Genomic DNA, 25,104 nt, shown 5'->3' with positions numbered 1-25,104 from the left:
CCATGTTCGTGCTGGATACGAATGTTATCTCGGAAACCTTCAAACCACGGCCGGATGCAGGGGTGGCTACCTGGATGGATAGCTCGCTCGCGACCCGCTCATATGTCACGGCGATGACCAAGGCAGAGCTGCTCGTTGGGCTTGCGAACATGCCGGACGGAACGCGTAAGGCTGCACTGGGTAGTGTCATCGGGGCCTTTTTCACCAAATGGCTCAAGACCCCAGTGCTCGCGTTCGGTGACCGCGAAGCCGAAGCATACGCGGAGATTATTTCGAACAGACGATTTCTGGGACGTCCTATACGCGAATTTGACGCACAGATCGCCTCGGTTGCTCGCTCGCGGGGCTTTGCGATGGTGACTAGAAATGTTGCTGACTTTTCCGATTGCGGTATTAGCATAGTCAATCCTTGGGAGGGTGCATGAGCCTCTCCGGCAAGCGCATCCTGCTCATCATCGGCGGCGGCATCGCCGCCTACAAAGCGCTGGATCTGATCCGCCGGCTGCGCGAGCGCGGGGCCGCGGTTCGGGTGGTCATGACATCGGCCGCGCAGGAATTCGTCACCACGCTGTCGGTCGGCGCGCTCTCCGCCGACCATGTCTTCACCGAGCTGTTCGACCGCAATGACGAACACGATGTCGGCCATATCAGGCTGTCGCGCGAGGCCGATCTGCTGGTGGTGGCGCCCGCCACCGCCGACCTGATGGCGAAGCTCGCAAACGGCCACGCCAACGATCTGGCCTCCACCGTGCTTGTCGCCACCGACAAGCCGGTGCTGATGGCGCCGGCCATGAACCCCAGAATGTGGGCGCATCCGGCCACCCGCCGCAACCGCGCGACGCTGCAGAAGGACGGCGTCACCTTCGTCGGTCCGGCCAGGGGCGAGATGGCCGAAAGCAATGAGGCGGGCGAAGGCCGCATGGCCGAGCCGCTGGAGATCGTTGCCGCGGTCGAGGCGCTGCTCGATGTCGGCCCGAAGCCGCTGTCGGGGCGCAAGATCATCGTCACCTCCGGCCCGACCCATGAGCCGATCGACCCGGTGCGCTACATCGCCAACCGCTCGTCCGGCAAGCAGGGCCATGCCATCGCGGCAGCACTGGCCAGGCTCGGCGCCGATGTGCGCCTCGTCTCCGGCCCTGTCGGCATCGCCGATCCCCCCGGAGTGAAGACCATTCACGTCGAGCGGGCGCAGGAGATGCGCGACGCGGTGGAACGGCTCTTGCCCGCAGATGCGGCGGTGTTCGTCGCCGCCGTGGCCGACTGGCGCACCGAGAACTCGGCCGGTGAGAAGATCAAGAAGGTCGCGGGCGAAGGGCCGCCGGTGCTGCGCATGGTCGAGAATCCCGACATCCTCGCCGGCGTCGGCCATCACAGCCAGCGACCCGGCCTGGTTATCGGCTTCGCCGCCGAGACACAGGATCTCCTGCGCAACGCCGAGGCCAAGCTCAAGAAGAAAGGCGCCGATCTCATCGTTGCCAACGACGTGTCGCAGGGAAGCGGCGTCGGCTCTTCGGGCGTGATGGGCGGCGATCGCAACCGGGTGCGGATCGTGTCAAAGGCCGGTGTCGAGGAATGGCCGGAGATGAGCAAGGACGAAGTGGCGGCTCGGCTTGCCGCCCTGATCGCCGAACGGCTTAAAACAATCGTCGTTTGACTGAAAAATGTTCTGCTGCAGTGACGCACCGCCCTGCCGCGAGACTGCGTTCAGGCGGCGCGCGCTTTAAGTCCTGCGGCTCACATCAATTGGTCAAAAGCTCCGCGGTTCGGGCAAGTGCGCCGGCGAAGCCGTTGAGCGGAATGGAAAAGCTCACCGCTTGTCCGGTGTCTGCCGCGAAAGCGTCGATCTTCAGCGTGGTGCCTGATTTCAGCAGCGGCGTGACAGTCGCATCGAACACCACCGGCACCAGACAGCCGACGACCTGGCAGGTGTTGAACGCCAGGCTGCCGTCCAGCTTCTGATCGTCGATGGTCAGGCTCACCCCCTTGGCCAGCGCCAGGCCGAACGGCAGCGCAAGCGTTCCCGTGGCATCCTCGCCGGTCTTGCTCGACAGCTCGATCGCCAGCAGGCGCTGATTGTTTTGCTTGTTGAATTGCTGATGCGACAGGCTGCAGGTTTTGGTCGCGCCTGATATCTGGCAATTGACCGTCCAGTCGCCGTGGGTTTCGGACAGTGCCGACGCGCCACCGGGCAACTGCGGCGCATCGGCGGCAGCCGGTGCCGCGACCGCCTTGTCGCTCTTGGTTTGCGCCGCCACGGCCGGCACACCGACGGTGCAGGCAACACCCAGCATCGCCAAGAAATACGCGAACTTCCTCATCAAGACCCCTCCCGCCCGGCTCCGCCTCGGGCCAGCTAGAAGTTGACCTTGAGAGACGCGCTGATCGCGTTCTGTTTAACCGTTTCGCCGAAGGCGCCATTATATCTGACGGACATGCCGACGCCATTGACGCCATTCAGTTCAAGGCCGGCGCCGACCCGATAGAGCGGCGAATCGACGGCCTCCGTCAAGTGCAATGCGGGGTTGCCAGGCAGATTCTCCGCCGCCGCGAAGCGACCTTCGATTTCCCACTCCTTGTTGGAAAACTCCGCCCCGGCCTTGCCGTAGACGCGAAGGCTGGCAATGTCGCTGAGCGCGATGTCGGTGCCGATCTCGATTGCAGGGGTTGCAGAATAGTAGGTGTTGGCCGAGCCATCGAAGTTGAAGGCGGCGACCGAACCCTCCTCCGTGCCTGAGACACGCAGCCAGCGCGCGTCGAACTGCACTGTCGGCTGCAGATAGAACGCGCCCATCTCCCGGGTGAAACCCAACCGTGCCGAGCCGCCGAACATCGCGGTCTTCTGTGTGTAGGTGACGCTGCTGCCGATGCCAGGCAGCATTACCTCGTCGAGATAATCACCCGCCAACGTTTCGCCCGGAATGTAGAATGCCGGGTCGATATGGGTGTCGCGTTCGCCCTTGAACGAGCCCGTGCCGCCACCGAGTGCAAAGTCCACGAAGTAATTCTTGTTGGTATATTTGGCCAGCGCATAGGCCTGCCAGGCCTCACCGGTGGTCTCCGACAGCAGGTCGCCATCAAAGCCGATCTTGGAATCGAACTCTGTGCGGCCGATGGTGGCACCAAGCGACCAGTTCTGGCCGATCTCGCCAATGCCGCCAAGCGACATCGTCTTCAGGACGTCGTCGCGGCTTGTAGTGCCAGCGCCCGCGTCGCGGCCGTACTCGGCCTGCGGGCTGATCGTTGCCCAGACGCAGCGGCCGTCGGGATTCTTGTAGGCAGGTACGCCAGTACACTCACGCGCCGCTTCCAGCATCATGTCGGCTTCGCGGTTGATCATGTCGAACGTATGCACGGCATAATGCGGTGTGAGCCGGGTCAATGCTGCACCCAGTTCCTCTTCATTGGGCAGGAAGCGCAGCATGTTGATCAGCCTGGCCATCGGGTTGTCCGGGGTCGATGCTGCCTCGACATCGTCAAGGTACTGCGCCATCTGGAACACGCCGGGATCGGTGGTGCCGGACCCCGGATCCTGCGCCAGTTCCAGGAATGTCGGGTTGTCGGCGTAAAGAACGAGATCGGTGCCGCCATCCACCCGGAACTGGAAGTTGAAGCCCACTGCCGGATGCAAGGTCTTCGCTGCTATGCCGGAGTCGGTCATCCCCGAGCCATTGGCGACCACATATTCCGTGAACAGCTTATCGATCGACAGGAAATTCAGCGGCGCTTCGCCGTTGAAGTCACCGGCCGCCGTTAGTGCCAGGGCATCCGTGATCTGGTTGTTGAGATCCACATCGGTGACGAAATCGCCGGAGAGGTTTTGTTTGAAGCCGCCGCCGACATCCACCTTCGCCACCACGCCGATGCCCTGGTTGGTATAGAGCCCGTCATTGGTGAACAGCCCGCCGCCGAGATCGATGGTTTTCAGTCCGACCATCGAGGCATCGGCAAAATTGTGGAAGCTGTTGTTGCCGCCGCCGAGATCGATGTTGCCGACGACGCGTCCCAGCGCGTCGCCCAGCGGCGAATTGTCGACATGGTCATCACCCGACGTGCCGGTAATGGCCAGCGGACTGAAGTCATCGAGCAGCGATTCCAGGATCGCATTGGTCGGCACGACGGGACCGGGCGCCAACAGGAAGGTCTGGAATGCCTGGATATCCGCTGCCTGGATCTCGAATGTCGGCGTCGCTCCCATTGCGTAGAGCAGGCTGTGGTTGGTCAGCGCGTTGTTGGCGCCGCCGACGAGCATGGCGGCAACGCCGGTTCCGGCGCCGCCAATCGTGTAATGACCGTTGAGATTGATGGTGATGTTGCCTTTCGCGCCGTTGGCTGTGCTTTCGCCGTAGGCGGCCACGGAACCAGCACCCTGCGCGAACAGGCTGTCGCCCGCGGTCAGCGTAACCGCGTGCGCGTCGCCGATGCCGGTCGCGCTCTGTCCGAACATGGCATACGAGCTCGCACCCTTGACCCAGACCTGGCTCATGGCCGTCGCCGTCGCCGCCGCGGCATCGCCGATGCCACCGCCGGAACCGGCAGCGCCGGTGGAGAGCGTGCCGGCCAGGCCGCCGCCGCCGCCCACCGCCTGGGCCACGATGCCGTGCGCCCGCTCGCCATCGGTGACGATCTCGCCGTCCTGCTGGATGGTCACCGTGCCGCCATTGCCCTTGGCACCCGCAAATGTGTTGAAGCCGATGGTGTTGTTGTCGATGCCGCTGCCGCCATCCGCCGTGGCGCCGAAGCGCCCAAAGCCGGCGCCGCCGATGCCGCCACCGCCGCCGACCGACTGAGCGATGATGGCGACCGCATCGACACCATGCGTGGTGATGGTGCCGGTGCGGATCACGGTCACGTCGCCGCCATCGCCGCCATTGCCGCCAAGGCCGCCGATGCCGAGCGCGTTCGAGGTTTTACCTTTTGCGTCGCCGCCGACACCGCCGCCGCCGCCCACCGACTGCGCCACGACGCCATGCGCGCGGGCGCCGAAGGTTTCGATCGATCCGGAAACCTCAACCCTCACATCTCCGCCATCGCCGCCGTTGCCGCCCTTGCCGCCCAGGCTGAGGGCAAAAGAGTCGGACCCGGCGAAGTCGGACGAAACCGTGCCGCCATATCCGCCACCGCCGCCGATGGACTGGGCGAAGATGCCGTATGACCCATCCTTGTGTGTGATGATCTCGCCATTGTTGGTGACGGTGACCTTGCCACCATCGGCCTCGTTGTCGGGGTCGTTGGGGTCGCCGACCACCGGGATCGGAATCCCGTTGGGTATGCTGGCACCGCCACCGATTGTCATGTCTGCTTCCGATGCGCCGGTCGCGGCACCCGAGGCACCACCGCCACCGCCGATCGACTGCGCAAAAATGCCGTGCGAGATATAGCCCAGTGTTTCAATCTTGCCGAAGTTGTTGACCTCGACCTCACCGCCGATGCTGCCACTGCCGCCTTGGCCGCCGATATACATGGTAACGGCCGTCTCGGCCTTACCGGTCTCCGTCGAGCCAGCGCCACCCGCACCACCGCCGCCGCCCACCGACTGTGCGAAGATGCCGTGCGAGTTGTCGTCCTGCGTCAGGATCGAACCGCTCTGGAAGTTCTGGACGTGAACCTTGTCGCTGGTACCGCCAGCGCCGCCGGCGCCGCCGAGGCTCAGCGTGATGGCGATCTTCGAGTCGGTGGATGACGTGCCGGACGCCCCGCCGACGCCACCGGAGCCGCCGATCGACTGCGCCAGGATGCCGTGGGAATTGGCCTTGTCGGTCTGGATTATGCCGCTGTTTTCGACATTGACCTTGCCGCCGTTGCCGCCGACCTCACCCGAGCCGCCAAGCGACAGGTTTACCGCGACCTCACCGCCATCGCTCTTGCCCTTGCTTTCGCCGGCACCACCTGCGCCGCCGCCGCCACCGACCGACTGCGCGAAGATGCCTATCGAGCGCTCCTGCTTGGTCCATATCGTTGCGCCGGCCATATTGGCGACATCGACCTGGTTGCCATTGCCGCCCTTGCCACCCGCACCGCCAAGCGAGCCGCCGATTGCGTAAGTGCCAAGCACGCCAGAGCTGGACGAGCCGCCGACACCGCCGCCGCCACCGATCGAATTGGCGCTGATGCCATAGGAATCGGCGCCGTCCGTGACGATCAGATTGCGGTTGGTCACCGAAACCGTGCCGCCATTGCCGGCGCCGCCGGCACCGAGGGCGATCGCCGCGCCGATACCGACCGAAGTCTCGCCAGCATCGCCTGGGCCGACGATATCCTCTTTGGTCGAAGCCGAGCCGCCGCCGCCGCCACCGCCGCCGATGGACATGGCGAGGATGCCGACCGAGTTGAACCCGCTTGTGCGGATCTCGCCCGAATTATCGACTGCGACACCGACCTTGCCATCGAAACAAGTGGCATTGCCACCTGCGTCCGCGGCACAGGCGGCATCGTTGCCTTCGCCGCCATTGCCGCCGATGCTGACATTTGCGGTAACGCTCGTGCCGGCGGTGCCGCCGACGTGGAAGGCCTGCGTGTTTGTCGCACCGCCCATGCCGCCACCGCCGCCGATCGATTGGGCAACAATGCCGGACGAATAGTCGCCGTCGGTGGTCAAATTGGCGGAATTCGTAACATCCACGGCACCGGACTTGTTGCCTGTGCCACCCGCCCCACCAACACCAACGTTGACGGCGACGTTGACGCCGTTTTCTGTACCGAGATCGGCCGTCGCGCCATTGGTCGCTCCGCCGTTGCCGCCGCCGCCGCCGATCGACTGGGCAACGATCGCGGCGCTCATGTCCCCACCCGTCTTGATCGTCATGGCGTTGTGAACGGCGACATCGCCGCTGATGTTGCCCTTGCCGCCGCCGCCACCGATGGTGACCGTCGCATTGATGCTGGCGTTGACCCCGAAGCCGCCTGCAGCTCCCCAGGAATCGCCGCCATTGCCGCCGCTACCGGCCACCGATTGCGCGAGGATGCCGATCGCGTTGGCGCCTTTGGTAACGATGCTGCCGCCGCCATTCATGCCGCTGTCGACGATGACGAGGTCGCTCTTGCCACCGTCGCCACCCCAGCCACCAACAGTGACACCGAGTGAAACGCTGACTCCCGTGCTGGCTGCACCCGAAATCGTGGCAGCGCGGCCGCCATTGCCGCCGCCGCCGCCGATGGACTGGGCAACGATGCCGCCGGAACCGGCTGCGTCGGTGTCGGCAATCAGGTTGCCATCAGCCCGAACCGTTACCTTTCCACCATTGCCTCCGTTGCCGCCCTCGCCACCCACGGCAACCCCGACCGAAGTGGACACGTAGAGACCAGCGCTGACCGCGCCTGAATAAGCCGAACCGCCGTTGCCGCCACTGCCACCGACCGATTGCGCAAGGATGGCCTTCGAGCCCATGCCGCCGACATGAATGTCACCTTTGTGGGTGACCGTGACCTGGTTGCTGAGATTGCCATCGCCGCCACCGCCGCCGATCGCCACGGAAGCGGCGCCGAACAGACCGACGGCAAACGTTCCGACAGATCCGCCATTGCCGCCACCGCCGCCGACCGACTGGGCGAGAATGCCGTGTGAGAGGGAGCCCACGGTCGTGATGTTGGTGGTGTTCTTGACCTCTACCTCGCCGGCCGCGCCGCCGGCCCCGCCTTTGCCACCGATGCCGACCGCGGCAAAGGCGCCGGCCGCCATCGCAAACCCGCCGTCGCCGCCCGAGCCGCCGACCGACTGCGCGAAGATGCCGATCGACATATCCTTGTCCGTGCTGATCAGGCCTGTGTTTTCGACATAGACCTTCTTGCTCCCGCCGCCCGACGCGCCATCGCCGCCAAGCGAGAAGGACGGCCCGCCAACCGAGACGGCAAATCCGCCTGAGCCGCCACCGCCGCCGATCGACTGCGCCAGGATGCCATGAGACTGGACACCTTCGGTGTGTACCGCCGCGCCATTGGTGACATCGACGGTCCAGCCCGTGCCGCCGCCACCTCCCTTGCCACCGATTGTGACGTTGGCGCCGAGGCCGGCGGAAGCCGTGCCGCCGCCATTGCCGCCGCCGCCGCCGATCGACTGGGCGATGATACCCGTGGAGCGGTCGCCAAGCGTGTGAATCAGCCCTGAATTGATGCCGACCGTCACTGCCTTGGCGTCGCTGGCAGTGCCGGCCTTGCCGCCGATGCTGACAGCAGCCACAAGACCCGCGCCGTTCAACGAGAAGCCGCCATTGCCACCGCCGCCGCCGACCGACTGCACGATGACGCCGGCCGAGTCCGACTGATGGGTCGTGACGTCAAGTGTTGTCGTCGAGAAGAACTTTGCCGTCCCGGCTTCGCCGCCCCCCGCGCCCGAACCACCGATGCCCACGCTTGCGTTGACGCTCAGGCCGAACTGGCCGCCGCCATTTCCACCACCGCCACCGATCGACTGCACGATGATACCGGCCGACCTTTCGCGGAAAGTCTCGACCGAACCATTATAGGTGGCTTCCGTCGCCACGCCCTTGCCGGCCGCGCCGCCTCTTCCCCCCATGCCGAAGCCGGCAATCGCCGACAGTGTACCGGAAAAGCCGCCATTGCCGCCGCCGCCGCCGACCGACTGCACGATCAGGCCGGCCGAATCCGCGCCGTCCGTGGTGATCGATTGCATCGCGCCATCAGCCGTGCGCAGCGTGACGGCATCGGCATCGCCGCCGCCTGCGCCACTGCCGCCGACACCCACACTGGCGCCGAAGCTGGCAGCGCCGGAAAAGCCGCCATTGCCGCCGCCGCCGCCGATCGATTGGGCAACGATGCCGGTCGACCGATCCCCGGAGGTGTTGACGGTGCCGCCGACGGTCGCGTCGACCACGCCGCCTTTACCCGCCTTGCCGCCACTGCCGCCGACGCCCACTGCTGCGACGGTCGAGCCGGAAAGTGCAAACCCGCCATTGCCGCCGCCGCCGCCCACCGACTGCATAAGCACGCCGATGGAATCGTCCCCGAGCGTGGTGACCTTGGCGTTCGCAACGTTGTAATTCACCTTGTCGCCGTCACCCGCCGCATCGCCTGATCCGCCTACCGACACACCCACCAGGCCGCCAATGGCAATGGCGCCGCCGCCATTGCCGCCGCCGCCGCCGACCGACTGTGCGATGATGCCGCTAGCGGAACGGCCGTTCGTCTCGACGGTCACACCGTTGCCGGCCTGATTGACGTTGACCACGCCACCCTTGCCGCCAGTGCCGCCGCCACCGCCGATGGCGACCGAAATTGCAGGCGCTACGCCGATGGCGTAGCCGCCATTGCCGCCGCCACCGCCGACCGACTGGATCAGAATGCCATGCGCGCCGTCGCCGCCGTTTCCATCGACGCCGGTCTTGATGACGCCGCCAATATTGCCGGTCGCCGTATCGCCCTGGCCGCCACCGCTTGCCTTGCCACCGATCGACACGAGACCTATAGCGCCGCCGCCATCGCCGCCGCCGCCGCCCACCGACTCGACCAGCATGCCGATGGCGCCCAGGCCACTGGTGGTGATGTTGCCGGTGTTGGTCCCCGTGGCTGCCCGGCCGTCATTGCCATCCGTACCCGCGCCGCCACCGCCGAACAGACCTAGACCGCCACCGCCGTCGCCGCCGCCACCGCCCACCGACTGCACGACCATGCCGCTGGCAAAATCTCCCCGAGTTGTGATGGTCCCGGAATTTATCCCCTCGGCATTGCCGCCGATTGTCGGCACGCCCCCATTGCCGCCGTTACCCACGATACCGAAACCACTTGCACCATCACCGGCAACGCCGCCCGCCGACCGCACAAGCATACCCTTCGAGAAAGCCCCGTCCGTGGAAATGGAGCCGGCATTATCGCCTTTCGCGTCACCGCCGAAACCGCCATTGCCGCCATTGCCACCCTTGCCGGCACCGATCGCAGCGCCCAAGCCGCCATTGCCGCCGCGCCCTCCGCTGGAATTGACGGTGATGCCGTTCGAATTAACCCCGTGCGTGATGATATTGCTTTCGATCGTAGTGGTCACGGTCGCCGTGCCGCCATCGCCACCCCGCCCGCCGACGCCGCCCTTACCGCCTACCGCGATGGCGAATGCCCATGCGCCGTTACCACCATCCCCACCGCCGGCGTCGCCCGATATGCCGGGAGCATTGTCCCCCGATGTTTCGAGGGCGCCAGATGCGTTGTTTGTTATATCGACGGTTCCGCCCTTGGCGCCATCGCCGCCTTTACCACCCTTGATCTCCACAAAAGGCGGGACGGCTGTTGCATGGACAGCCGAGCCGCCATCGCCGCCGCGCCCACCCCGGGCGCTGCCAACGAAAGCGGCCTCCCCGGAGGTCGTGCGGCCGACACTATTCGTTCCCGTAGCCGGCGCCACCGGCGAATGGCCATCTCCGGCGTCAGCAGTACCGATTCCGTCATCACCATTGTCGCCTGGTGCACCATCCGTATTGATGGACAATTGCTGCGCATGGACCGGAGATTGAGCGTAAGGAAAGACCAGCCCCACCAGTGCCGTAGCGCAAAGCAATCGAGCTATCAGTTTGGGCAGAGTGGCGAGACATTGATTCGGCCGGCCGGGCAAACCCTTCTGAGTCGCCGCGGCATCACGAAGAACTTCCTCAGACCATGCCCTGGCTGAACCGTCGTCGGCCGATGCGCACGACAATACGGCAACGCGCTCTGTGAACAAAGCCATGCACTTACCCCCCGTTTTACGGGGGCGCGCCTCAATGCCTGCTTGAGTCCGACGCCACCGCTATGCTCTGCTCATGCAATTGCAATAAGGATGCCGGCACTGTGCAATAAGGTTCAATGCATTAAAACAGGGCATCCGTATTCCCACTTGCGGAGCTCTGACTCAATTAGAATACATTAACTTATGCCGGATGAAACCAAAAATTTACGTGGGGAACACTGACCAAAGCAACCGACGTTTCATAGTCATCATATGATGACTATCTGCCGTTTCGCGGCCGAAATCGCAGAACAAAGCGATTGGACCGCCCGATTTCGTGATACTCGACCCGCTGGCCATGGCATCGACGCGCAAACGCCCTATATCAAAGGACAGAGTTTTTGCGCGGGAATGAACGGATGTCGGCACTTCGGCCATCAACGATCTTCACAGTGGCAATGCTGGCCACGGCAGTGCTGGCGGGCGTTTGCCTGCCGGCTTCCGCGCAAGCGCTCAATCCCGCTACCGGCAACAATGCGCTGATCCGGCAGAACGACCTGCAAATCCTGCAAAACAGGATACAGCGGCAGCAATATCAACAGCAACAGCAGCAGAATCGCGCCCAGGACCGCCAGATCTTTCAGCAACCGCCACCGGTCGTGCAGCAGCTCAAGCCAAGCTGCCAGACCCAGATAATCGGCACCACCGCCGTGAGCAATTGCCGCTGACATCAAGGCCTTTTTCGTTTATTTAGCCGACTTATGTATTTCGAGTGTCGTTGGCACATGCGAAAGTTTTGGTTTTGCAACGACGCCTTGTCGCGCTATGCGGCATTGCATCGACTGGATTGACGAATGGCAGCCACCAAGAAAAAGGCCGTACGCAAGGCAAAGAAGGGCGAGAGAATCCGCCAGGTGGCGGCTATTCCCTTCCGGCTGACCGCGCGTGGCGACATCGAGGTGATGCTGGTCACGTCGCGTACCACCAGGCGCTTCATCGTCCCCAAGGGCTGGCCGATGAAGGGCAAGAGCGGACGCAAGGCGGCCACCATCGAGGCGCAGGAGGAGGCCGGCGTGCTCGGCAAGACGCTGAAGCAGCCGGCGGGCACCTATTCCTACTGGAAGCGGCTGGCCAATCGCTTTGTCCGCGTCGACGTCATCGTCTACCTGCTCGAGGTGAGCGAGGAACTGGCCGACTGGCAGGAAGCCAAACGACGCCAGCGGGCCTGGCTGGCGCCAGCCGATGCGGCCATGCTCATCGACGAGCCGGATCTTTCAACGTTGGTGAAGACGCTGAAGATCCCCGTGCAGGTGGATCAGGCGTAGAGCCTCACTCGCCGGGGTCATCGCTTTCGGGAAACGGCCGCACCGGCGTGCCGGTATAGGCCCACAGCCACTCGCGCGGCAGCGGCCCCTTGTTTCGCTCGCCATGCTGCGACTGCTCCCAGGCATGCGCCAGGATGCCGACCGAGCGCGACAGCACGAAAAGCCCTCGCGTCAGCGGCGGCGGAAAACCGAGTTCGCCATAGATGACGGCGGTGGCGCCATCGATGTTAAGCGGTATTTTTTTCCCCTTGCGGCGTTCGACGTCCGCCTCGACCGCTTCGGCGATATCGGCGAAACGCCCATTGACGGCACCGCGTGCGGCAAATTCGCGGGTCAGTTCCAGCAAGCGCGGCGCGCGCGGGTCGACGGGATGGAAGCGATGTCCGAGCCCCGGCACATACCCCTTCTCCTCGGCGAAGAACCGGTCGAGCCGCGCCGAGACCGCCTCATTCAGCGTCATCCCGGCATCGATCGCCTCGGCAATGTCACCATAGAAGGAAAGCGCCTGCTCGCCGGCGCCTCCATGCACGTCGCCGAGAACGTTGATGGCCGAGGCCATGGCGCTGTTGATACCGACGCCGCAGGTTGCAGCCATGCGCGCGATGGCGATCGATGGCGCCTGAGGTCCATGGTCGACGGCGGCAGCCAAGGCAATGCCGAGCAATTCTGCCTGGTCCTCGCTGGGCAGTTCGCCGCGCAGCATCAGCCAGATGACAGCCGGAAAGCTGACGCGGCCGATCAGATCCTGGATCTCGTAGCCGCGCAGCCGGATGACACCAGGCCGCATCTCGATGATATCGGTCTGCCACCATTCCTCGCCGCGCTCACGGCCCGTCTTCTTCTCCGTGCCGCTCATGCGCGTGCCTTTGTCCTGGCGTGGGGCGGCAGGTCGGCGAACACCTCACCCATATGTTCGCCGAGCGCCGGCGGCGGCTTTGTCGGCAAGGGCGCCTCGCCATCGACCATGAAGCCGCCGCGCAAAACGGTCAGCGGCTTGTCCATGCCAGCCACATCGTCGAAATGCGCGGTCACCTGGCGCTCGAGGACTTGGGGCTCGGCCAGCACTTGCGGGATCGTCAGCACCCTGCCGGCAGGCACGCCGGCGCGATTGAGCGTCTCTTCCCAGGCCGCCGCCGAGGCGCCCGCCAGGGCGTCCTCGATCTCGACTTTAAGCGCCGCACGGTTGCGCTTGCGCGTCTCGCGCTCTGCATAGCGGACATCGGAAGCCAATTCCGGCCGGCCGATCAGCCGGCACAGCGCCACGAACTGCTCCTGCTTGTTAGCGGCGATGTTGATGAGCCCGTCGCCGGTGCGAAACGCACCGGAGGGTGCCGCCGTCATGTTCTCGTTGCCCATCGGCATGGGGTCGATACCTGCGGTCAGATAGTTGGAAACCGGCCAGCCAAGTGCGGAAAGTGTGCATTCGAGCATCGAAACGTCGAGAAAGGCACCCTCGCCGCTCGTCTTCTGCCGCACCAGCGCCGAGGCGATGGCGAACGCGCCGACCAGTCCGCCAAGCGTATCGGCGACGGGATAGCCGACCCGCAGCGGCGCCGTTTCCGGTGTGCCGGTGATGCTCATGATCCCAGACAGGCCCTGGATGATCTGGTCATAGGCGGGATTATCGCGCATTGGCCCGGTCTGGCCGAAACCCGATATCGCGCAATAGACGAGGCCCGGACGGACCGTCTTCAGTGCCTCGTAGCCAAGCCCCAGCCGATCCATCACGCCGGGGCGGAAATTCTCCACCAGTGCGTCGGCGCTGGCCACCAGATCGAAAAAGCGCTCGCGATCGGCTTGCTTCTTGAGGTCGAGCACAACCGACCGTTTGCCGGCGTTCTGAGCCAGGAACGAGGCGCCCATGCCGGCGCTGTTCAGCTTCGGCGAGCCGCCGAGCTGGCGGGCGAGGTCGCCGCCTTGCGGCGCCTCGACCTTGATCACGTCGGCGCCCAGCAGCGCCAGCTGATAGGCACAGTAGGGACCGGCCAGGACATTGGTCAGGTCGAGGACGCGAATACCGGAAAGCAGTTCTGTCATGGCATCATGGATCGATCAGGCATCGCCGGGCACATGCTCCGGTCCGCGCCGACGACGATGCTCGATGAAGGCCCAGATATGCGGGCCGGCGAGGCCGATGAAGGCGAGCGTCAGCAGTGTCAGCGACAGTTTGTGGGTGTAGAACACGGACCAGTCGCCATTCGAGATGGTCATCGCCCGGCGGAACTGGGTTTCGGCGAGCGGCCCAAGGATCATGCCGATGATGACAGGCGCGGTCGGAAAATCGAACCGCCGCATCAGGAAACCGGCGGCCCCCAGCAGATAGAGGATGACGAGGTCGATGGGCGATTGCGAAATGCCATAGGTGCCGACCGTGGCGAACACCAGGATGCCGGCATAGAGCTGCGGCGCCGGGATTTTCAGCAGCCGCACCCACAGCCCGATCAGCGGCAGGTTGAGGATGACCAGGATGACGTTGGCGATGAACAGGCTGGCGATCAGCCCCCAGACGAGGTCGCCCTGGGTCGTCAAAAGCAGTGGTCCGGGATTGATGCCGTAGCTCTGGAACGCCGACAGCATGATCGCCGCCGTCGCCGAGGTCGGCAGGCCAAGCGTCAGCATCGGCACCAGCACGCCGGCTGCGGACGCATTGTTGGCGGCCTCGGGGCCGGCAACGCCTTCGATGGCGCCGACCGTGCCGAACTCCTGCTTGTGCTTCGACAGCTTCTTTTCGATGGCATAGGACAGGAACGTCGGGATTTCGGCGCCGCCGGCCGGCATGGCGCCGATCGGGAAGCCGATCGCGGCGCCGCGTAGCCAGGGTTTCCACGAACGCCCCCACTCGGCCGCCGTCATGTAGAGCGAGCCCTTCAGCGGCACGATCTCGTCCTTGCCGGCATAGCGGCGCGAGGCCATGTACAGCGTCTCGCCGACCGCAAACAGGCCAACGGCGGCGATGATGACGTCGACGCCGTCGAGCAGTTCGGTCATGCCGAAGGTGAAGCGCGGCTGGCCGGTCTGCAGGTCGACGCCGATCATGCCGATGACGAAGCCTGCGAACAGGCTGGTCAGGCCGCGAACGGAAGACGAGCCGAGCACCGCCGAGACGGTGATGAAGGCCAGCACCATCAGCGAGAAATATTCGGCCGGGCCGAAGGCCAGCGCGAATTTGACCACCACCGGCGCCAGGAAAGCGACGCCCATCGTGCCGATCGTGCCGGCGACGAACGAGCCGATCGCCGAAGTGGCGAGTGCCGCACCGCCGCGGCCGGAACGCGCCATCCTGTTGCCTTCCAGCGCGGTGACGATGGTGGCGCTTTCGCCGGGCGTGTTGAGCAGGATCGACGTCGTCGAGCCGCCGTACATGGCGCCGTAATAGATGCCGGCAAACAGGATGAAGGATGCCTCCGGCGCCACCTGATAGGTGATCGGCAAAAGCAGCGCGATGGTCAGCGCCGGCCCAAGACCGGGCAGCACACCGATGGCGGTGCCAAGCGTGGTGCCGAGCAGGCACCACAGAAGGTTGACCGGGGTGAAGGCGACCGAGAAGCCGTGTGAGAGATGTCCGAGCGTTTCCATGGCGTCAGCCCCTCAACATGGTGATGAACGCATCGATGACCGTGTTCAGCTGGTTCTCGATGAAACCGGCACCGATGTTGACGCCGAGCGCCCTGGCGAAGCCGAAATAGGCGGCCAGCGCCAGGATAAGGCCGAGCACGACGTCCCGCAGCGTACGCTTGCTGCCGAAGCCGTAGCAGACGAGCACGAACATGATGACGGATGCCGCCGTGAAGCCGAGCGGTTGGATGAGCAGCAGATTGGCGATCAGGCCGATGACGACGAAGCCCATTGCCTTCCAGTCGGTCGGCGTCTCCTTTTCCTCCTCCGGCTGCCACCCGCCGCGAAGCGCGGCAAGGATGAGCAACAGCGAAAGAACCACCAGGCCAACCATGGTGAGGTAGGGAAAGACGGTCGGGCCGACCTTGGAGTAGAGCGGCGACACCGGGATCGCCAGCGTCTGCCAAGCGACGGCGCCGGCGCAGGCCAGGAGCCCGATGCCTATCAACAATTCCGGCACGGCAAGCCGCGACGGCGCCGCCTGCTGGTCGCTGGTGCTCATGATTGTCCTCCCCAGGAGAGCTGGCCAAGTATGGTTGGCGGAAATGCCCGGCGCCGCATGCTTGCTCCCCACCGCAGGGTCATGCCGGCTTGCATTTCATGCGAGAAGGGGCGACCTGCGCCGCCCCTATGACGATGGATCAGGCGAGCCCGAGATCCTTCAGGATCGCCTCGATGCGGGCTGAATCCTCGGTGACGAACTTCGCATAGTCGTCGCCGGTGAGCAGGATCGGCGTCCAGTTGCGGTTCTTGCATTCGGTCGCCCACGCGTCGCTCTTGGCCATGGTCTCGATCAGGGTGATCATCGCTGCCTTGTCGGCGTCGGAAATGCCCGGCGGTGCGAAGACGCCGCGCCAGTTGAACAGTTCGACATCGATGCCGGCCTCCTTCAGCGTCGGCGCATCGATGCCGTCCTGGCGCTTGTCTGCCGAGATGGCGAGCAGCCGCAGCGCGCCCGCCTTGACCTGCTCGGAGAACTCGCCAAAGCCGGATATGCCGGCCGCGACCTGGTTGCCGAGCAGCGCCGACAACGCCTCACCGCCGCCGGCGAACGGCACGTAGGACAGGTTAGTCGCCGGCACGCCGACGGTCTTGGCAATCAGGCCGAACAGGATGTGATCGGAACCGCCTGCGGAGCCGCCGGCGACAGGAACCTTTGTCGGATCGGCCTTGAGCGCGGCGACGAAATCAGCGGCCGTCTTGAACGGCGACTCCGCCGGCACGACCAAGGCCTCGAACTCGCCGGTAAGGCGGGCGATCGGGGTGACCTGCGTCAGATTGTTGGCGGCCTTGTTGGCAATGATGGCGCCAACCATGACCATGCCGGCAACCATCAGGGAATTGCCTTTGCCGTTCCACTGGCTGATGAATTGCGGCAGCCCGACAGTCCCGCCGGCGCCGCCGACATTGGTGATCTGCGAACCCGAGATGAGCTTTTCACTGCGCAGCACCTGGTCGATCGTGCGCGCCGTCTGGTCCCAGCCACCACCCGGTGCGGCAGGCACGAAGAGCTGTATCTGGGGCGCGCCTTCGGCGAAAGCGGGAGAAAGATGCGACGTCATCAGCCCGGCACCCACGGCTACGGTGCTCATCAAAAATCTGCGTCTGTCCAGCATGGGATTCCTCCAAATCACGACACCTCCTCCGGTGCCCGCCAAAACGCGCCTGCATCCAGACCCGTCATCGATTTCAAGCAGATGTTACGGAGTTCTGTCAACGGAAACGATATTCTGCTGGACAGAACGATTTGGCGGCGCGACACAGTCGCGTCGCTCGGCTTTCTTCAAACTGGAACCGCCATGGACTCGCCAAGCAAATCGGCAGATGCGGAAATCGACCGCGCCGAAGGTGTTGCAGCACTCGATCGGGCGATTGCCATCCTCGATGCCTTCAGCACGGAGGACCGGTCGCTCAGCCTGGCCGAAATCGCGGCGCGCACCGGCCTCTACAAGAGCACCATCCTGCGGCTTGCGAATTCCCTTTTGCGCGGGCGATTGCTCGAGCGCCTCGACAATGGGCGCTACCGCGTCGGACCCGCGACGTTTCGGCTCGGTGCGCTCTACCAGCGTTCGGTCGTGGCGGTCGACATCCTGCTGCCGATCATGCGCGATCTTTCCGAGCGAAGCTGGGAAAGCGTTGCCTTCTACGTTCGCTCGGGCGATGTCCGCACCTGTCTTTACCGCGTCGAATCCAAGCACCCGATCCGCTACACGATACGTGAAGGCGACGTATTGCCTTTGCTGCTCGGCTCGGGCGGCCGCGTGCTCGCAGCGTTTTCGGGCCAGCAGGGCGAACCCTACGAGACCATCCGCAAGACCTGCAACTGTCTCGCCGTCGGCGACCGCGACCCCGAGACGGGGGGCGTGTCGGCGCCGGTATTCGGGCCAGGGGGCGTCCTGCTCGGCGCCTTGACCCTGGCTGGACCAAGCACGCGCGTCGACGCGGCCTTTCTGCAGCGCATGAAGCGTCCGCTGCTCGAGGCAGCGGCCCGCGCCACCCGCGCCTTCGGCGAGGACGCCTCAATGCTCGAGCAGGCAAGCCTGGCAGCGGACGCCCTGCCGTAGAATGCGGCCTGATTGGAAGGCTCGCCCAGTTCAACTTGACCAGAACCACACGGCGGTTCTTGGCGCGGCCCGCCTCGTCATCGTTGCTGGCGACAGGTGCCATCATGCCGGCGCCTGCAGCGGTCAATCGCGCCGCTCAGGTCACCGCGCCAGCAGGATGGTCGGAGCGTCGTGATAGGTGGTCTTTACCACTTCCCGGTAACCGCACTTGGCAGCCACCCTCAGCGAAGCGCCATTCTCCGGATCGATGATACAGACGGTCTTCTCGCGCCCGAAAATCACTTCGCCCCATGCCAGGACGCGGCCAACCACCTCGGTGGCGAAGCCCGCCCCGTGCACGGCCGGAACCAGCGCCCACCCGGCCTCGGGAATGCCTTCGATCGATGGTTCCATGTCGCGCTTCAGATCGTGAAACCCGGCCTCGCCGATGAAGCGCCCGGTCGCCTTCTCCTCGATCGCCCAGAAGCCATAGCCAAGCAACGACCACAGGCCGGCGTGACGCAGGAAGCGCATCCAGCTTTCTTCGCGCGTGCGCGGCTTGCCGCCGATGAAGCGGGTGACGACGGGATCGGTCCACATCGCGGCATAGGTGTCGAAATCATCCAGCCGATGTGCCCGCAGGATGGTTCGCTTCGTTTCGATGACAGGAGCACTGGTCGCTTGCGGATTGTTCATGGGATCTGCCTCGCACGGATCGCCAGCGCTTAGCAAATCGCCGGTGCTGCGCAAGGGGCCAGGGCAACACGGCCCATCATCCAGGCGCCGCTATGGGAATTTTGCGCGACGATGTTATTTTTCACCGCAGGCTGATTCAACACCCGCCAGCGCGACCTTTTTTCAGGCGCGCATTGGTGGCGTCAAACCCAGGGAAAAGAGCATGGATACCACCGATCTTGTGCTTGCGATCTTCCATCATCTGCTGGTGTTTTCGCTGGCGGGGATCATCGGCGCCGAATTCGTCCTGATCCGCGGCGACCTGGGTGCTGCGACGCTCAAGAGGCTCGCCGGCATCGACCGCCATTACGGCGTCATCGCCGCGCTGATCATCGTCGTCGGCATCGGCCGTGTCTTCTATGGCCTCAAGGGCTGGGAATTCTACGTCTACAACTGGGTGTTCTGGGCCAAGATAGCGGCGTTCGGCGCTGTCGGCCTGCTGTCGATCATCCCGACCGTCCGCTTCATATCCTGGAACAGGCAGGCGAGCGGCAATGCCTCGTTCCAGGTGCCGGCGACCGAACTTGCGTCCGTGAAGACCTATATCCGCGCCGAAGCTTTCATCTTCCTGCTCATCCCGGTCTTCGCCGCGGCGATGGCGCGCGGCTACGGCTACTAGGGTGGCGATCACCCTCCGACATTATCCACCCATCGAGTGCGGATGTTTGCGGATATCGGCAGTTTGCCGCCCAGTTGCTATTTGCTAGCTTGCCCTAGTTGTTGCTTCATGCGCAGCCGGTGTTGAGAGGAGTTCCGCGCGGCGTTGGAGATTCATATCCCGGGAGGAGATCACGATGAGAAGATTTGTCGCCACTCTGGCTGCTGCCGCGGCCGTCACGCTTTATGGGTTCGCGGCCAGCGCGCAGACCTATCCTGAACGAACCATCACCGTTGTGGTGCCGTTTGCCGCCGGCGGTCCGACCGACACGGTCACGCGCCTCGTCGCCGAAGCGATGTCGAAGGATCTCGGCCAGCAGGTCATCGTCGAGAATGTCGGCGGCGCCGGCGGCACGCTGGGTGCCGGCCGCGTCGCCAACGCCGAGCCTGACGGCTATACGCTGCTGCTCCATCATATCGGCATGGCGACAAGTGCGACACTGTACAGAAAGCTCGCCTACGACACGCTGAACGCCTTCGAATATGTCGGCCTCGTCACCGAGGTGCCGATGACCATCGTCGGCCGCAAGGACCTGGAGCCGGCCGATCTCAAGGGGTTGGTGGAGTACGCCAAGGCCAACAAGGATTCCATAACCGTCGCCAATGCCGGCATCGGTGCGGCCTCGCATCTGTGCGGCATGCTGTTCATGAGCGCCATCAAGACGCCGCTGGTCACCGTGCCCTACAAGGGCACCGGCCCGGCCATGACCGATCTCCTCGGCGGTCAGGTCGACATCATGTGCGACCAGACGACCAACACCACCAAGCAGATCCAGGGCGGCACAATCAAGGCCTATGCCGTCACCTCGCCGGAGCGCCTCGATGTGCTGAAAGACGTGCCGACGACGGTGGAAGGCGGCCTTCCCGAAGTGCAGGTCGGCATCTGGCACGGTCTCTATGCACCCAAGGGCACACCGGCCGGGATCACCGAACGCCTGTCGAAATCGCTTCAGGTCGCGCTGAAGGACCAGAACGTCGCGGCCCGCTTCGCCGAACTCGGCACCAAGCCATCGCCCGAGGCCGATGCGACGCCCGCCGCACTGAAGGCCAAGCTGGAAAGTGAGATCGCGCGCTGGAAGCCGATCATCGAAGCCGCCGGCCAGTATGCCGACTGAGGTTTGAACAGGGGCGCCGCCGGCGCCCCTGTTCGCTCGGCATCCGCTACGCACCGCGCTTGGGAGAACCATCATGAAACCTTTCGCGATCGACAGGGTCAACGGCCTGTGCGCTGCCCTGTTCATCGGCTTCGGCGGATGGTTCGCGCTGCAATCGCTCGGCCTCGAAATCGGCACCGCGTTGCGCATGGGGCCAGGCTATTTTCCGCTGGTCCTGGCGATCGTGCTGATCCTGCTTGGCGCCGTCATTCTCGTCCAGGCTGTACGCGTCGAGGGCGAAGCGGTCGGGCATATTGCGTGGCGCGGCATGCTGCTCATCCTGCCTGCTCCGATCTTCTTCGGCCTGACGGTGCGCGGCCTCGGATTCATCCCGTCGATCTTCCTGACGGCGCTGATCGCGTCGTTTGCCAGCCGCCGCATGAAGCCGTTGACCGCGCTCGCGCTGTCGGCCGGCCTGACATTGTTTGCATTCCTTGTCTTCAGCTACGCGCTCGGCCTGCCGTTCCGCCGCTTCGGCCCGTGGCTGGCCCCGTGGTTGGTATCGTAAGGCGATGAGCATGGATCTGCTCGACAACCTTGCGCTCGGCTTTTCGACGGCGACGTCGCTGACCAACCTCGGTTTCTGCCTGATCGGCGTCCTTCTCGGCACGCTGATCGGCGTCCTGCCCGGCATCGGCGCCACCGCGACCATCGCCATGCTTTTGCCCATCACCTTCCAGATCGGCGACCCGGTTTCCTCCCTCATCATGCTCGCCGGCATCTATTACGGTGCGCAATATGGCGGCTCGACCACCGCCATTCTCATCAACATGCCCGGCGAATCCTCGTCCGCCGTCACCGCGATCGACGGCTACCAGATGGCCAGGAACGGCCGCGCCGGGGCGGCCCTCGCGATCGCGGCCATCGGCTCGTTCTTTGCCGGAACCGTGTCGACGTTCCTCGTCGCCATCTTTGCCCCGCCGCTGACGGCGATCGCGCTGAAATTCGGCGCGGCCGAGTATTTTTCGCTGATGATCGTCGGCTTGGTTTCGTCCGTCGCGCTCGCCCACGGCTCGATCGTCAAGGCGCTGGCCATGGTCGTGCTCGGCCTGCTGCTCGGCATTGTCGGCACCGACATTTACACCGGCACGCCGCGCTTCACGCTTGGAATCCGGGAATATGCCGACGGGTTGAATTTCGTTGCGGTGGCGGTCGGCGTCTTTGGCATCGCCGAGATCCTGCGCAACCTCGAAAACGAGGATGAGCGCTCCGTGATGATCCGCAAGGTCACGGGCCTTATGCCGACCCGCGAGGACTTTCGGCGCATGGCAGCGCCCATCGTGCGCGGAACGATCATCGGTTCGGCGCTCGGCATCCTGCCGGGAGGCGGCGCGATCCTGGCAGCCTTTGCCTCCTACACGGTCGAAAAACGCGTCTCGAAAAACCCGAAGGAGTTCGGCAAAGGCGCCATCGAAGGCGTCGCCGGACCGGAATCGGCAAACAATGCCGGTGCGCAGACTTCCTTCATCCCGATGCTGACGCTGGGCATTCCGGCCAACCCTGTCATGGCGCTGATGATCGGCGCCATGATCATCCAGGGCATCGTGCCCGGCCCCAATGTCGCAACCGAACAGCCGGCGCTGTTCTGGGGCATCATCGCCTCGATGTGGATCGGCAATCTGATGCTGATCATCCTCAACCTGCCGCTGATCGGGCTTTGGGTGAAGCTGCTGACGATCCCCTATTACGTGCTTTTCCCGATCATCATGGCGTTCTGCTCGATCGGCGTCTACAGCGTCAACAGCAACGTCTATGATCTCTACGCCGTCGCCTTCTTCGGCTTCCTCGGCTACCTCCTGACCAAGCTGCGCTGCGAACCGGCACCGCTGCTGCTCGGCTTCGTGCTCGGCCCGCTGCTCGAGGAAAACCTGCGCCGCGCCATGATCCTCTCGCGCGGCGACCCGAGCACCTTCGTGACCAGACCGATCAGCGCCGGCCTGCTGCTCATAGCGCTCGCCGTGCTCGCCGTCGTCTTCCTGCCGGCGGTCAAGAAAAAGCGCGAAGAGGTGTTTGTGGAGGAGAGTTGAACTACGCCGCCGTTCCGCCTCGGTCCTGAACCTCTTCGACCGGGTCGAGCGGTGCGATCGGCACCAGCGGTGCCGGCACATCGGTCGTCTTGACCTCGGCCTTGCAGATGTCGGCGATGACGCAGGCCGGGCAATCCGGCTTGCGCGCCTTGCAGACGTAGCGGCCATGCAGGATCAGCCAGTGATGTGCATGGCGCATATATTCGTCCGGAATGATCTTCAACAATCCTTGCTCGACCTGTTCCGGCGTCTTGCCGGGCGCCAATCCGAGCCGGTTGCCTATGCGAAGAATGTGCGTGTCGACCGCCATCGTGTGCTGGCCGAAGGCCATGTTGAGCACGACATTGGCGGTCTTGCGCCCCACCCCGGGCAGCTTGACCAATTCATCACGATTATCGGGTACCTCGCCGCCATGGTCGCGGATCAGCGCCTGCGACAGCGCAATCACATTCTTCGCCTTGTTGCGCCACAGCCCGATGGTGCGGATATATTCGCCGACCCTTGCTTCCCCCAGCGCCAGCATCTTGTGCGGCGTATCGGCGGCCCTGAACAGCGCCCGCGTCGCCTTGTTGACGCCGGCATCCGTCGCTTGCGCCGACAGCACCACCGCGACCAGCAGCGTGAAGGCGTTGACATGTTCGAGTTCGCCTTTCGGCTCGGGCCGCTGGACGGAAAAGCGCCGGAATATCTCGTTAACTTCGGCCGGGCTGTAGCGTGACGCGCGTCGCACCGGCCTCGGGCGCGGCTTTGCGTTCGAACCATCGCGTCGTGCGGGCAACGGCTCTTTTTTGGACAGGGAAGAATCTTTGGACTTGGGGCTTGCCATTTCCCTCCTATAATATCCCCTCATGAGCGACACAAACGCCTCGTTTCAGGCCGACGAGCCATTCTTTCAGGCGCTACTGACCCCGCACCGGTCTCTGGGCCGGACAGGCTTCTTCGTCCTGATGGGCGCGCTGCTGTTCGGCTGGCTGGTGACAGGCGCGTTTTTCCTGTCGCGCGGCGCCTGGCCGGTGTTCGGCTTCTTCGGCCTCGACGTGGCCGCCGTCTACATCGCCTTTCGCATCAACTATCGTGCCGCTCGCGCACGCGAAGAAGTCTCGGTTTCGCGCACCAGCCTCGACATCCGCAAGACAGCCCCCTCCGGGAAATCGGAAGCGCATCGCTTCAATCCGTTCTGGGCGCGGTTTTCGGTGGCCCGTCACGCCGAGATCGGCATCACAGGCATGACGGTGCAAGGTGAAGGCCAGAACGTGCCGATCGGATCGTTCCTGGACCCCGATTCCCGCGAGAGTTTTGCCACCGCCTTTTCGCGCGCGCTGGCGACCGCCAAGACACGCTGAGGCAGCCGCGAGCGATTCCTGGACTCGAATCCGGTGCCTATCTGGGTATGCGCCGCAAGAAGGCAAGTTTCGGGTGGCGATCGACGCCCCGAGGGGCGATATTCCGGCTCAAGGAGACAGTTCCATGAGCACACACACCGCAGTCCTCAAAAAGGACATCACGCCTGAGGGCAGCGATTATGAGATCGTGCGCCGTGCCATCGAGAAGATCAGTCTCGACTATCGTGATCAGCCTTCCCTCGAAGAGCTGGCCGAGGAGGTCGGCGAGACGCCGACCGGCCTGCAAAAACTCTTCACCCGCTGGGCCGGCCTGTCGCCCAAGGCCTTCCTGCAGGCGGTGACACTGGACCATGCGCGCAGGCTGCTCGATTCCGGCATGCCGCTGCTCGAGACCTCATTCGAACTGGGCATGTCCGGCCCCGGCCGGCTGCATGACCTGTTCGTCACGCACGAGGCGATGTCGCCGGGCGACTACAAGACACGCGGCGCCGGGCTCACCATCCGCTACGGCTTCCATTCCTCGCCGTTCGGTACCGCCCTGATCATGGCCACCGAGCGCGGGCTCGCCGGCCTCGCCTTCAGCGACCCCGGCGAGGAACGCGCCGCCTTCGCCGACATGTCCAGCCGCTGGCCGAACGCCATCTATGTCGAGGACATGACTGCCACCGGCCCCTATGCCGCCCGTATCTTCGACCCGACGCTGTGGCGCCCCGACCAGCCGCTGCATGTCGTCATGATCGGCACCGACTTCCAGGTTCGCGTCTGGGAGGCGCTGCTCAAGATCCCGATGGGCAAGGCCCGCACCTATTCCTCGATTGCGGCCAGCATCGGCGCACCGTCCGCCAGCCGTGCGGTCGGTGCGGCCAACGGCGCCAATCCGCTCTCTTTCGTGGTGCCTTGTCACCGCGCCATCGGCAAATCAGGCGACCTCACCGGTTATCATTGGGGCCTGACCCGCAAGCGCGCCATTCTGGGTTGGGAAGCCGGGCAGGTATCGTAATATCGATTTTTCTCGATATTGCGAAGAAAAACATGGTTATATCGGCGCTATCAAGTATAA

Annotated in this window: 20 protein-coding genes; 11 read left to right on the top strand and 9 right to left on the bottom strand. The window is 64.4% G+C overall.

The features are described from left to right. The first annotated feature begins 2 nt into the window (after window positions 1–2). The gene (locus LB519_RS23820) at window positions 3–425 is read left to right on the top strand and encodes a type II toxin-antitoxin system VapC family toxin (protein WP_224621331.1); all 423 of its coding nucleotides are present in this window, start codon (window positions 3–5) and stop codon (window positions 423–425) included. Further along, complete coding sequence (coaBC, locus tag LB519_RS23815; RefSeq protein ID WP_013529620.1) at window positions 422–1,654, top strand: bifunctional phosphopantothenoylcysteine decarboxylase/phosphopantothenate--cysteine ligase CoaBC; 1,233 nt, start codon at window positions 422–424, stop codon at window positions 1,652–1,654. Before LB519_RS23820 ends, coaBC begins: the two co-directional genes overlap by 4 nt. Window positions 1,655–1,739: 85 nt before the next feature. Here coaBC and LB519_RS23810 read toward each other — a convergent pair whose 3' ends face one another. Together LB519_RS23810 and LB519_RS31260 are read right to left on the bottom strand one after the other, a co-directional pair. Next, entirely contained in the window at window positions 1,740–2,318 is a 579-nt protein-coding gene (locus tag LB519_RS23810; RefSeq protein WP_224621330.1) for an invasion associated locus B family protein, read from the bottom strand. Window positions 2,319–2,353: 35 nt separating this feature from the next. Further along, on the bottom strand, window positions 2,354–10,429 hold the full coding sequence (locus LB519_RS31260) for an autotransporter outer membrane beta-barrel domain-containing protein (RefSeq protein ID WP_263484961.1): 8,076 nt from the start codon (window positions 10,427–10,429) through the stop codon (window positions 2,354–2,356). A gap of 635 nt (window positions 10,430–11,064) precedes the next feature. Between LB519_RS31260 and LB519_RS23800 the strand changes: the two genes are divergently transcribed. Continuing rightward, window positions 11,065–11,373 carry a hypothetical protein gene (locus tag LB519_RS23800; RefSeq protein ID WP_013529617.1) on the top strand — a complete coding sequence of 103 codons (309 nt, stop codon included), beginning with the start codon at window positions 11,065–11,067 and terminating at the stop codon, window positions 11,371–11,373. 126 nt (window positions 11,374–11,499) lie between these two features. Further along, window positions 11,500–11,970 carry an NUDIX hydrolase gene (locus LB519_RS23795; protein ID WP_013529616.1) on the top strand — a complete coding sequence of 157 codons (471 nt, stop codon included), beginning with the start codon at window positions 11,500–11,502 and terminating at the stop codon, window positions 11,968–11,970. 4 nt (window positions 11,971–11,974) lie between these two features. Here LB519_RS23795 and LB519_RS23790 read toward each other — a convergent pair whose 3' ends face one another. The 5 genes from LB519_RS23790 to LB519_RS23770 form a co-directional block, all read right to left on the bottom strand. Further along, complete coding sequence (locus tag LB519_RS23790; protein WP_224621329.1) at window positions 11,975–12,826, bottom strand: citryl-CoA lyase; 852 nt, start codon at window positions 12,824–12,826, stop codon at window positions 11,975–11,977. Further along, window positions 12,823–14,007 carry a CaiB/BaiF CoA transferase family protein gene (locus LB519_RS23785; RefSeq protein WP_224621328.1) on the bottom strand — a complete coding sequence of 395 codons (1,185 nt, stop codon included), beginning with the start codon at window positions 14,005–14,007 and terminating at the stop codon, window positions 12,823–12,825. The genes LB519_RS23790 and LB519_RS23785 overlap by 4 nt, the downstream gene beginning before the upstream one ends. Before the next feature lie 15 nt (window positions 14,008–14,022). Then, a complete protein-coding gene (locus LB519_RS23780; RefSeq protein WP_024502808.1) occupies window positions 14,023–15,546 on the bottom strand; it encodes a tripartite tricarboxylate transporter permease in 1,524 nt (507 codons plus the stop codon). 4 nt (window positions 15,547–15,550) lie between these two features. Further along, on the bottom strand, window positions 15,551–16,087 hold the full coding sequence (locus LB519_RS23775; protein ID WP_063168998.1) for a tripartite tricarboxylate transporter TctB family protein: 537 nt from the start codon (window positions 16,085–16,087) through the stop codon (window positions 15,551–15,553). A 139-nt stretch (window positions 16,088–16,226) separates the two neighbouring features. Next, window positions 16,227–17,201: a Bug family tripartite tricarboxylate transporter substrate binding protein gene (locus LB519_RS23770; RefSeq protein ID WP_224621327.1), complete on the bottom strand. Its 975-nt coding sequence runs from the start codon at window positions 17,199–17,201 to the stop codon at window positions 16,227–16,229. Window positions 17,202–17,384: 183 nt separating this feature from the next. Here LB519_RS23770 and LB519_RS23765 point away from each other — a divergent pair, with 183 nt between their 5' ends. Beyond that, on the top strand, window positions 17,385–18,149 hold the full coding sequence (locus tag LB519_RS23765; protein ID WP_013529610.1) for an IclR family transcriptional regulator: 765 nt from the start codon (window positions 17,385–17,387) through the stop codon (window positions 18,147–18,149). A 141-nt stretch (window positions 18,150–18,290) separates the two neighbouring features. On the opposite strand, the gene LB519_RS23755 is transcribed toward LB519_RS23765, so the two are convergent. Then, entirely contained in the window at window positions 18,291–18,824 is a 534-nt protein-coding gene (locus LB519_RS23755; protein WP_013529609.1) for a GNAT family N-acetyltransferase, read from the bottom strand. A 202-nt stretch (window positions 18,825–19,026) separates the two neighbouring features. Between LB519_RS23755 and LB519_RS23750 the strand changes: the two genes are divergently transcribed. From LB519_RS23750 to LB519_RS23735, 4 genes are all read left to right on the top strand, one after another. Next, window positions 19,027–19,482, top strand: a complete 456-nt coding sequence (locus LB519_RS23750) for a DUF2214 family protein (RefSeq protein WP_024502811.1) — start codon at window positions 19,027–19,029, stop codon at window positions 19,480–19,482. Window positions 19,483–19,657: 175 nt separating this feature from the next. Beyond that, the gene (locus tag LB519_RS23745; RefSeq protein WP_013529607.1) at window positions 19,658–20,635 is read left to right on the top strand and encodes a tripartite tricarboxylate transporter substrate-binding protein; all 978 of its coding nucleotides are present in this window, start codon (window positions 19,658–19,660) and stop codon (window positions 20,633–20,635) included. A 73-nt stretch (window positions 20,636–20,708) separates the two neighbouring features. Continuing rightward, window positions 20,709–21,182, top strand: a complete 474-nt coding sequence (locus LB519_RS23740) for a tripartite tricarboxylate transporter TctB family protein (protein ID WP_224621326.1) — start codon at window positions 20,709–20,711, stop codon at window positions 21,180–21,182. A gap of 10 nt (window positions 21,183–21,192) precedes the next feature. After that, complete coding sequence (locus tag LB519_RS23735) at window positions 21,193–22,701, top strand: tripartite tricarboxylate transporter permease (RefSeq protein ID WP_027161338.1); 1,509 nt, start codon at window positions 21,193–21,195, stop codon at window positions 22,699–22,701. Window position 22,702: 1 nt separating this feature from the next. On the opposite strand, the gene nth is transcribed toward LB519_RS23735, so the two are convergent. Further along, the gene (nth, locus tag LB519_RS23730; RefSeq protein ID WP_027161337.1) at window positions 22,703–23,527 is read right to left on the bottom strand and encodes an endonuclease III; all 825 of its coding nucleotides are present in this window, start codon (window positions 23,525–23,527) and stop codon (window positions 22,703–22,705) included. Window positions 23,528–23,549: 22 nt separating this feature from the next. Between nth and LB519_RS23725 the strand changes: the two genes are divergently transcribed. Together LB519_RS23725 and LB519_RS23720 are read left to right on the top strand one after the other, a co-directional pair. Continuing rightward, on the top strand, window positions 23,550–24,044 hold the full coding sequence (locus tag LB519_RS23725; RefSeq protein WP_013529603.1) for a DUF2244 domain-containing protein: 495 nt from the start codon (window positions 23,550–23,552) through the stop codon (window positions 24,042–24,044). Between the two features lie 124 nt (window positions 24,045–24,168). Further along, the gene (locus tag LB519_RS23720; RefSeq protein WP_024502817.1) at window positions 24,169–25,044 is read left to right on the top strand and encodes a methylated-DNA--[protein]-cysteine S-methyltransferase; all 876 of its coding nucleotides are present in this window, start codon (window positions 24,169–24,171) and stop codon (window positions 25,042–25,044) included. The last annotated feature ends 60 nt before the right edge of the window (window positions 25,045–25,104 follow it).

Origin of the sequence: Mesorhizobium sp. AD1-1, from assembly GCF_020164655.1 — a bacterium.
Lineage (GTDB): Bacteria > Pseudomonadota > Alphaproteobacteria > Rhizobiales > Rhizobiaceae > Mesorhizobium > Mesorhizobium ciceri.
Note: the sequence above shows the minus strand (reverse complement) of the source record. Positions and strands in the feature narration are given on the sequence as shown.

Coding starts and splice junctions, on each gene's coding strand:
- coaBC (WP_013529620.1), top strand. CDS start 422: ATGAGCCTCTCCGGCAAGCGCATCCTGCTCATCATCGGCGGCGGCATC.
- LB519_RS23785 (WP_224621328.1), bottom strand. CDS start 14,007: ATGACAGAACTGCTTTCCGGTATTCGCGTCCTCGACCTGACCAATGTC.
- LB519_RS23755 (WP_013529609.1), bottom strand. CDS start 18,824: ATGAACAATCCGCAAGCGACCAGTGCTCCTGTCATCGAAACGAAGCGA.
- LB519_RS23750 (WP_024502811.1), top strand. CDS start 19,027: ATGGATACCACCGATCTTGTGCTTGCGATCTTCCATCATCTGCTGGTG.
- LB519_RS23800 (WP_013529617.1), top strand. CDS start 11,065: ATGTCGGCACTTCGGCCATCAACGATCTTCACAGTGGCAATGCTGGCC.
- LB519_RS23725 (WP_013529603.1), top strand. CDS start 23,550: ATGAGCGACACAAACGCCTCGTTTCAGGCCGACGAGCCATTCTTTCAG.
- LB519_RS23820 (WP_224621331.1), top strand. CDS start 3: ATGTTCGTGCTGGATACGAATGTTATCTCGGAAACCTTCAAACCACGG.
- LB519_RS23770 (WP_224621327.1), bottom strand. CDS start 17,201: ATGCTGGACAGACGCAGATTTTTGATGAGCACCGTAGCCGTGGGTGCC.
- LB519_RS23795 (WP_013529616.1), top strand. CDS start 11,500: ATGGCAGCCACCAAGAAAAAGGCCGTACGCAAGGCAAAGAAGGGCGAG.
- LB519_RS23790 (WP_224621329.1), bottom strand. CDS start 12,826: ATGAGCGGCACGGAGAAGAAGACGGGCCGTGAGCGCGGCGAGGAATGG.
- LB519_RS23765 (WP_013529610.1), top strand. CDS start 17,385: ATGGACTCGCCAAGCAAATCGGCAGATGCGGAAATCGACCGCGCCGAA.
- LB519_RS23775 (WP_063168998.1), bottom strand. CDS start 16,087: ATGAGCACCAGCGACCAGCAGGCGGCGCCGTCGCGGCTTGCCGTGCCG.
- LB519_RS23740 (WP_224621326.1), top strand. CDS start 20,709: ATGAAACCTTTCGCGATCGACAGGGTCAACGGCCTGTGCGCTGCCCTG.
- LB519_RS23735 (WP_027161338.1), top strand. CDS start 21,193: ATGGATCTGCTCGACAACCTTGCGCTCGGCTTTTCGACGGCGACGTCG.
- LB519_RS23810 (WP_224621330.1), bottom strand. CDS start 2,318: ATGAGGAAGTTCGCGTATTTCTTGGCGATGCTGGGTGTTGCCTGCACC.
- LB519_RS23780 (WP_024502808.1), bottom strand. CDS start 15,546: ATGGAAACGCTCGGACATCTCTCACACGGCTTCTCGGTCGCCTTCACC.
- LB519_RS23745 (WP_013529607.1), top strand. CDS start 19,658: ATGAGAAGATTTGTCGCCACTCTGGCTGCTGCCGCGGCCGTCACGCTT.
- nth (WP_027161337.1), bottom strand. CDS start 23,527: ATGGCAAGCCCCAAGTCCAAAGATTCTTCCCTGTCCAAAAAAGAGCCG.
- LB519_RS23720 (WP_024502817.1), top strand. CDS start 24,169: ATGAGCACACACACCGCAGTCCTCAAAAAGGACATCACGCCTGAGGGC.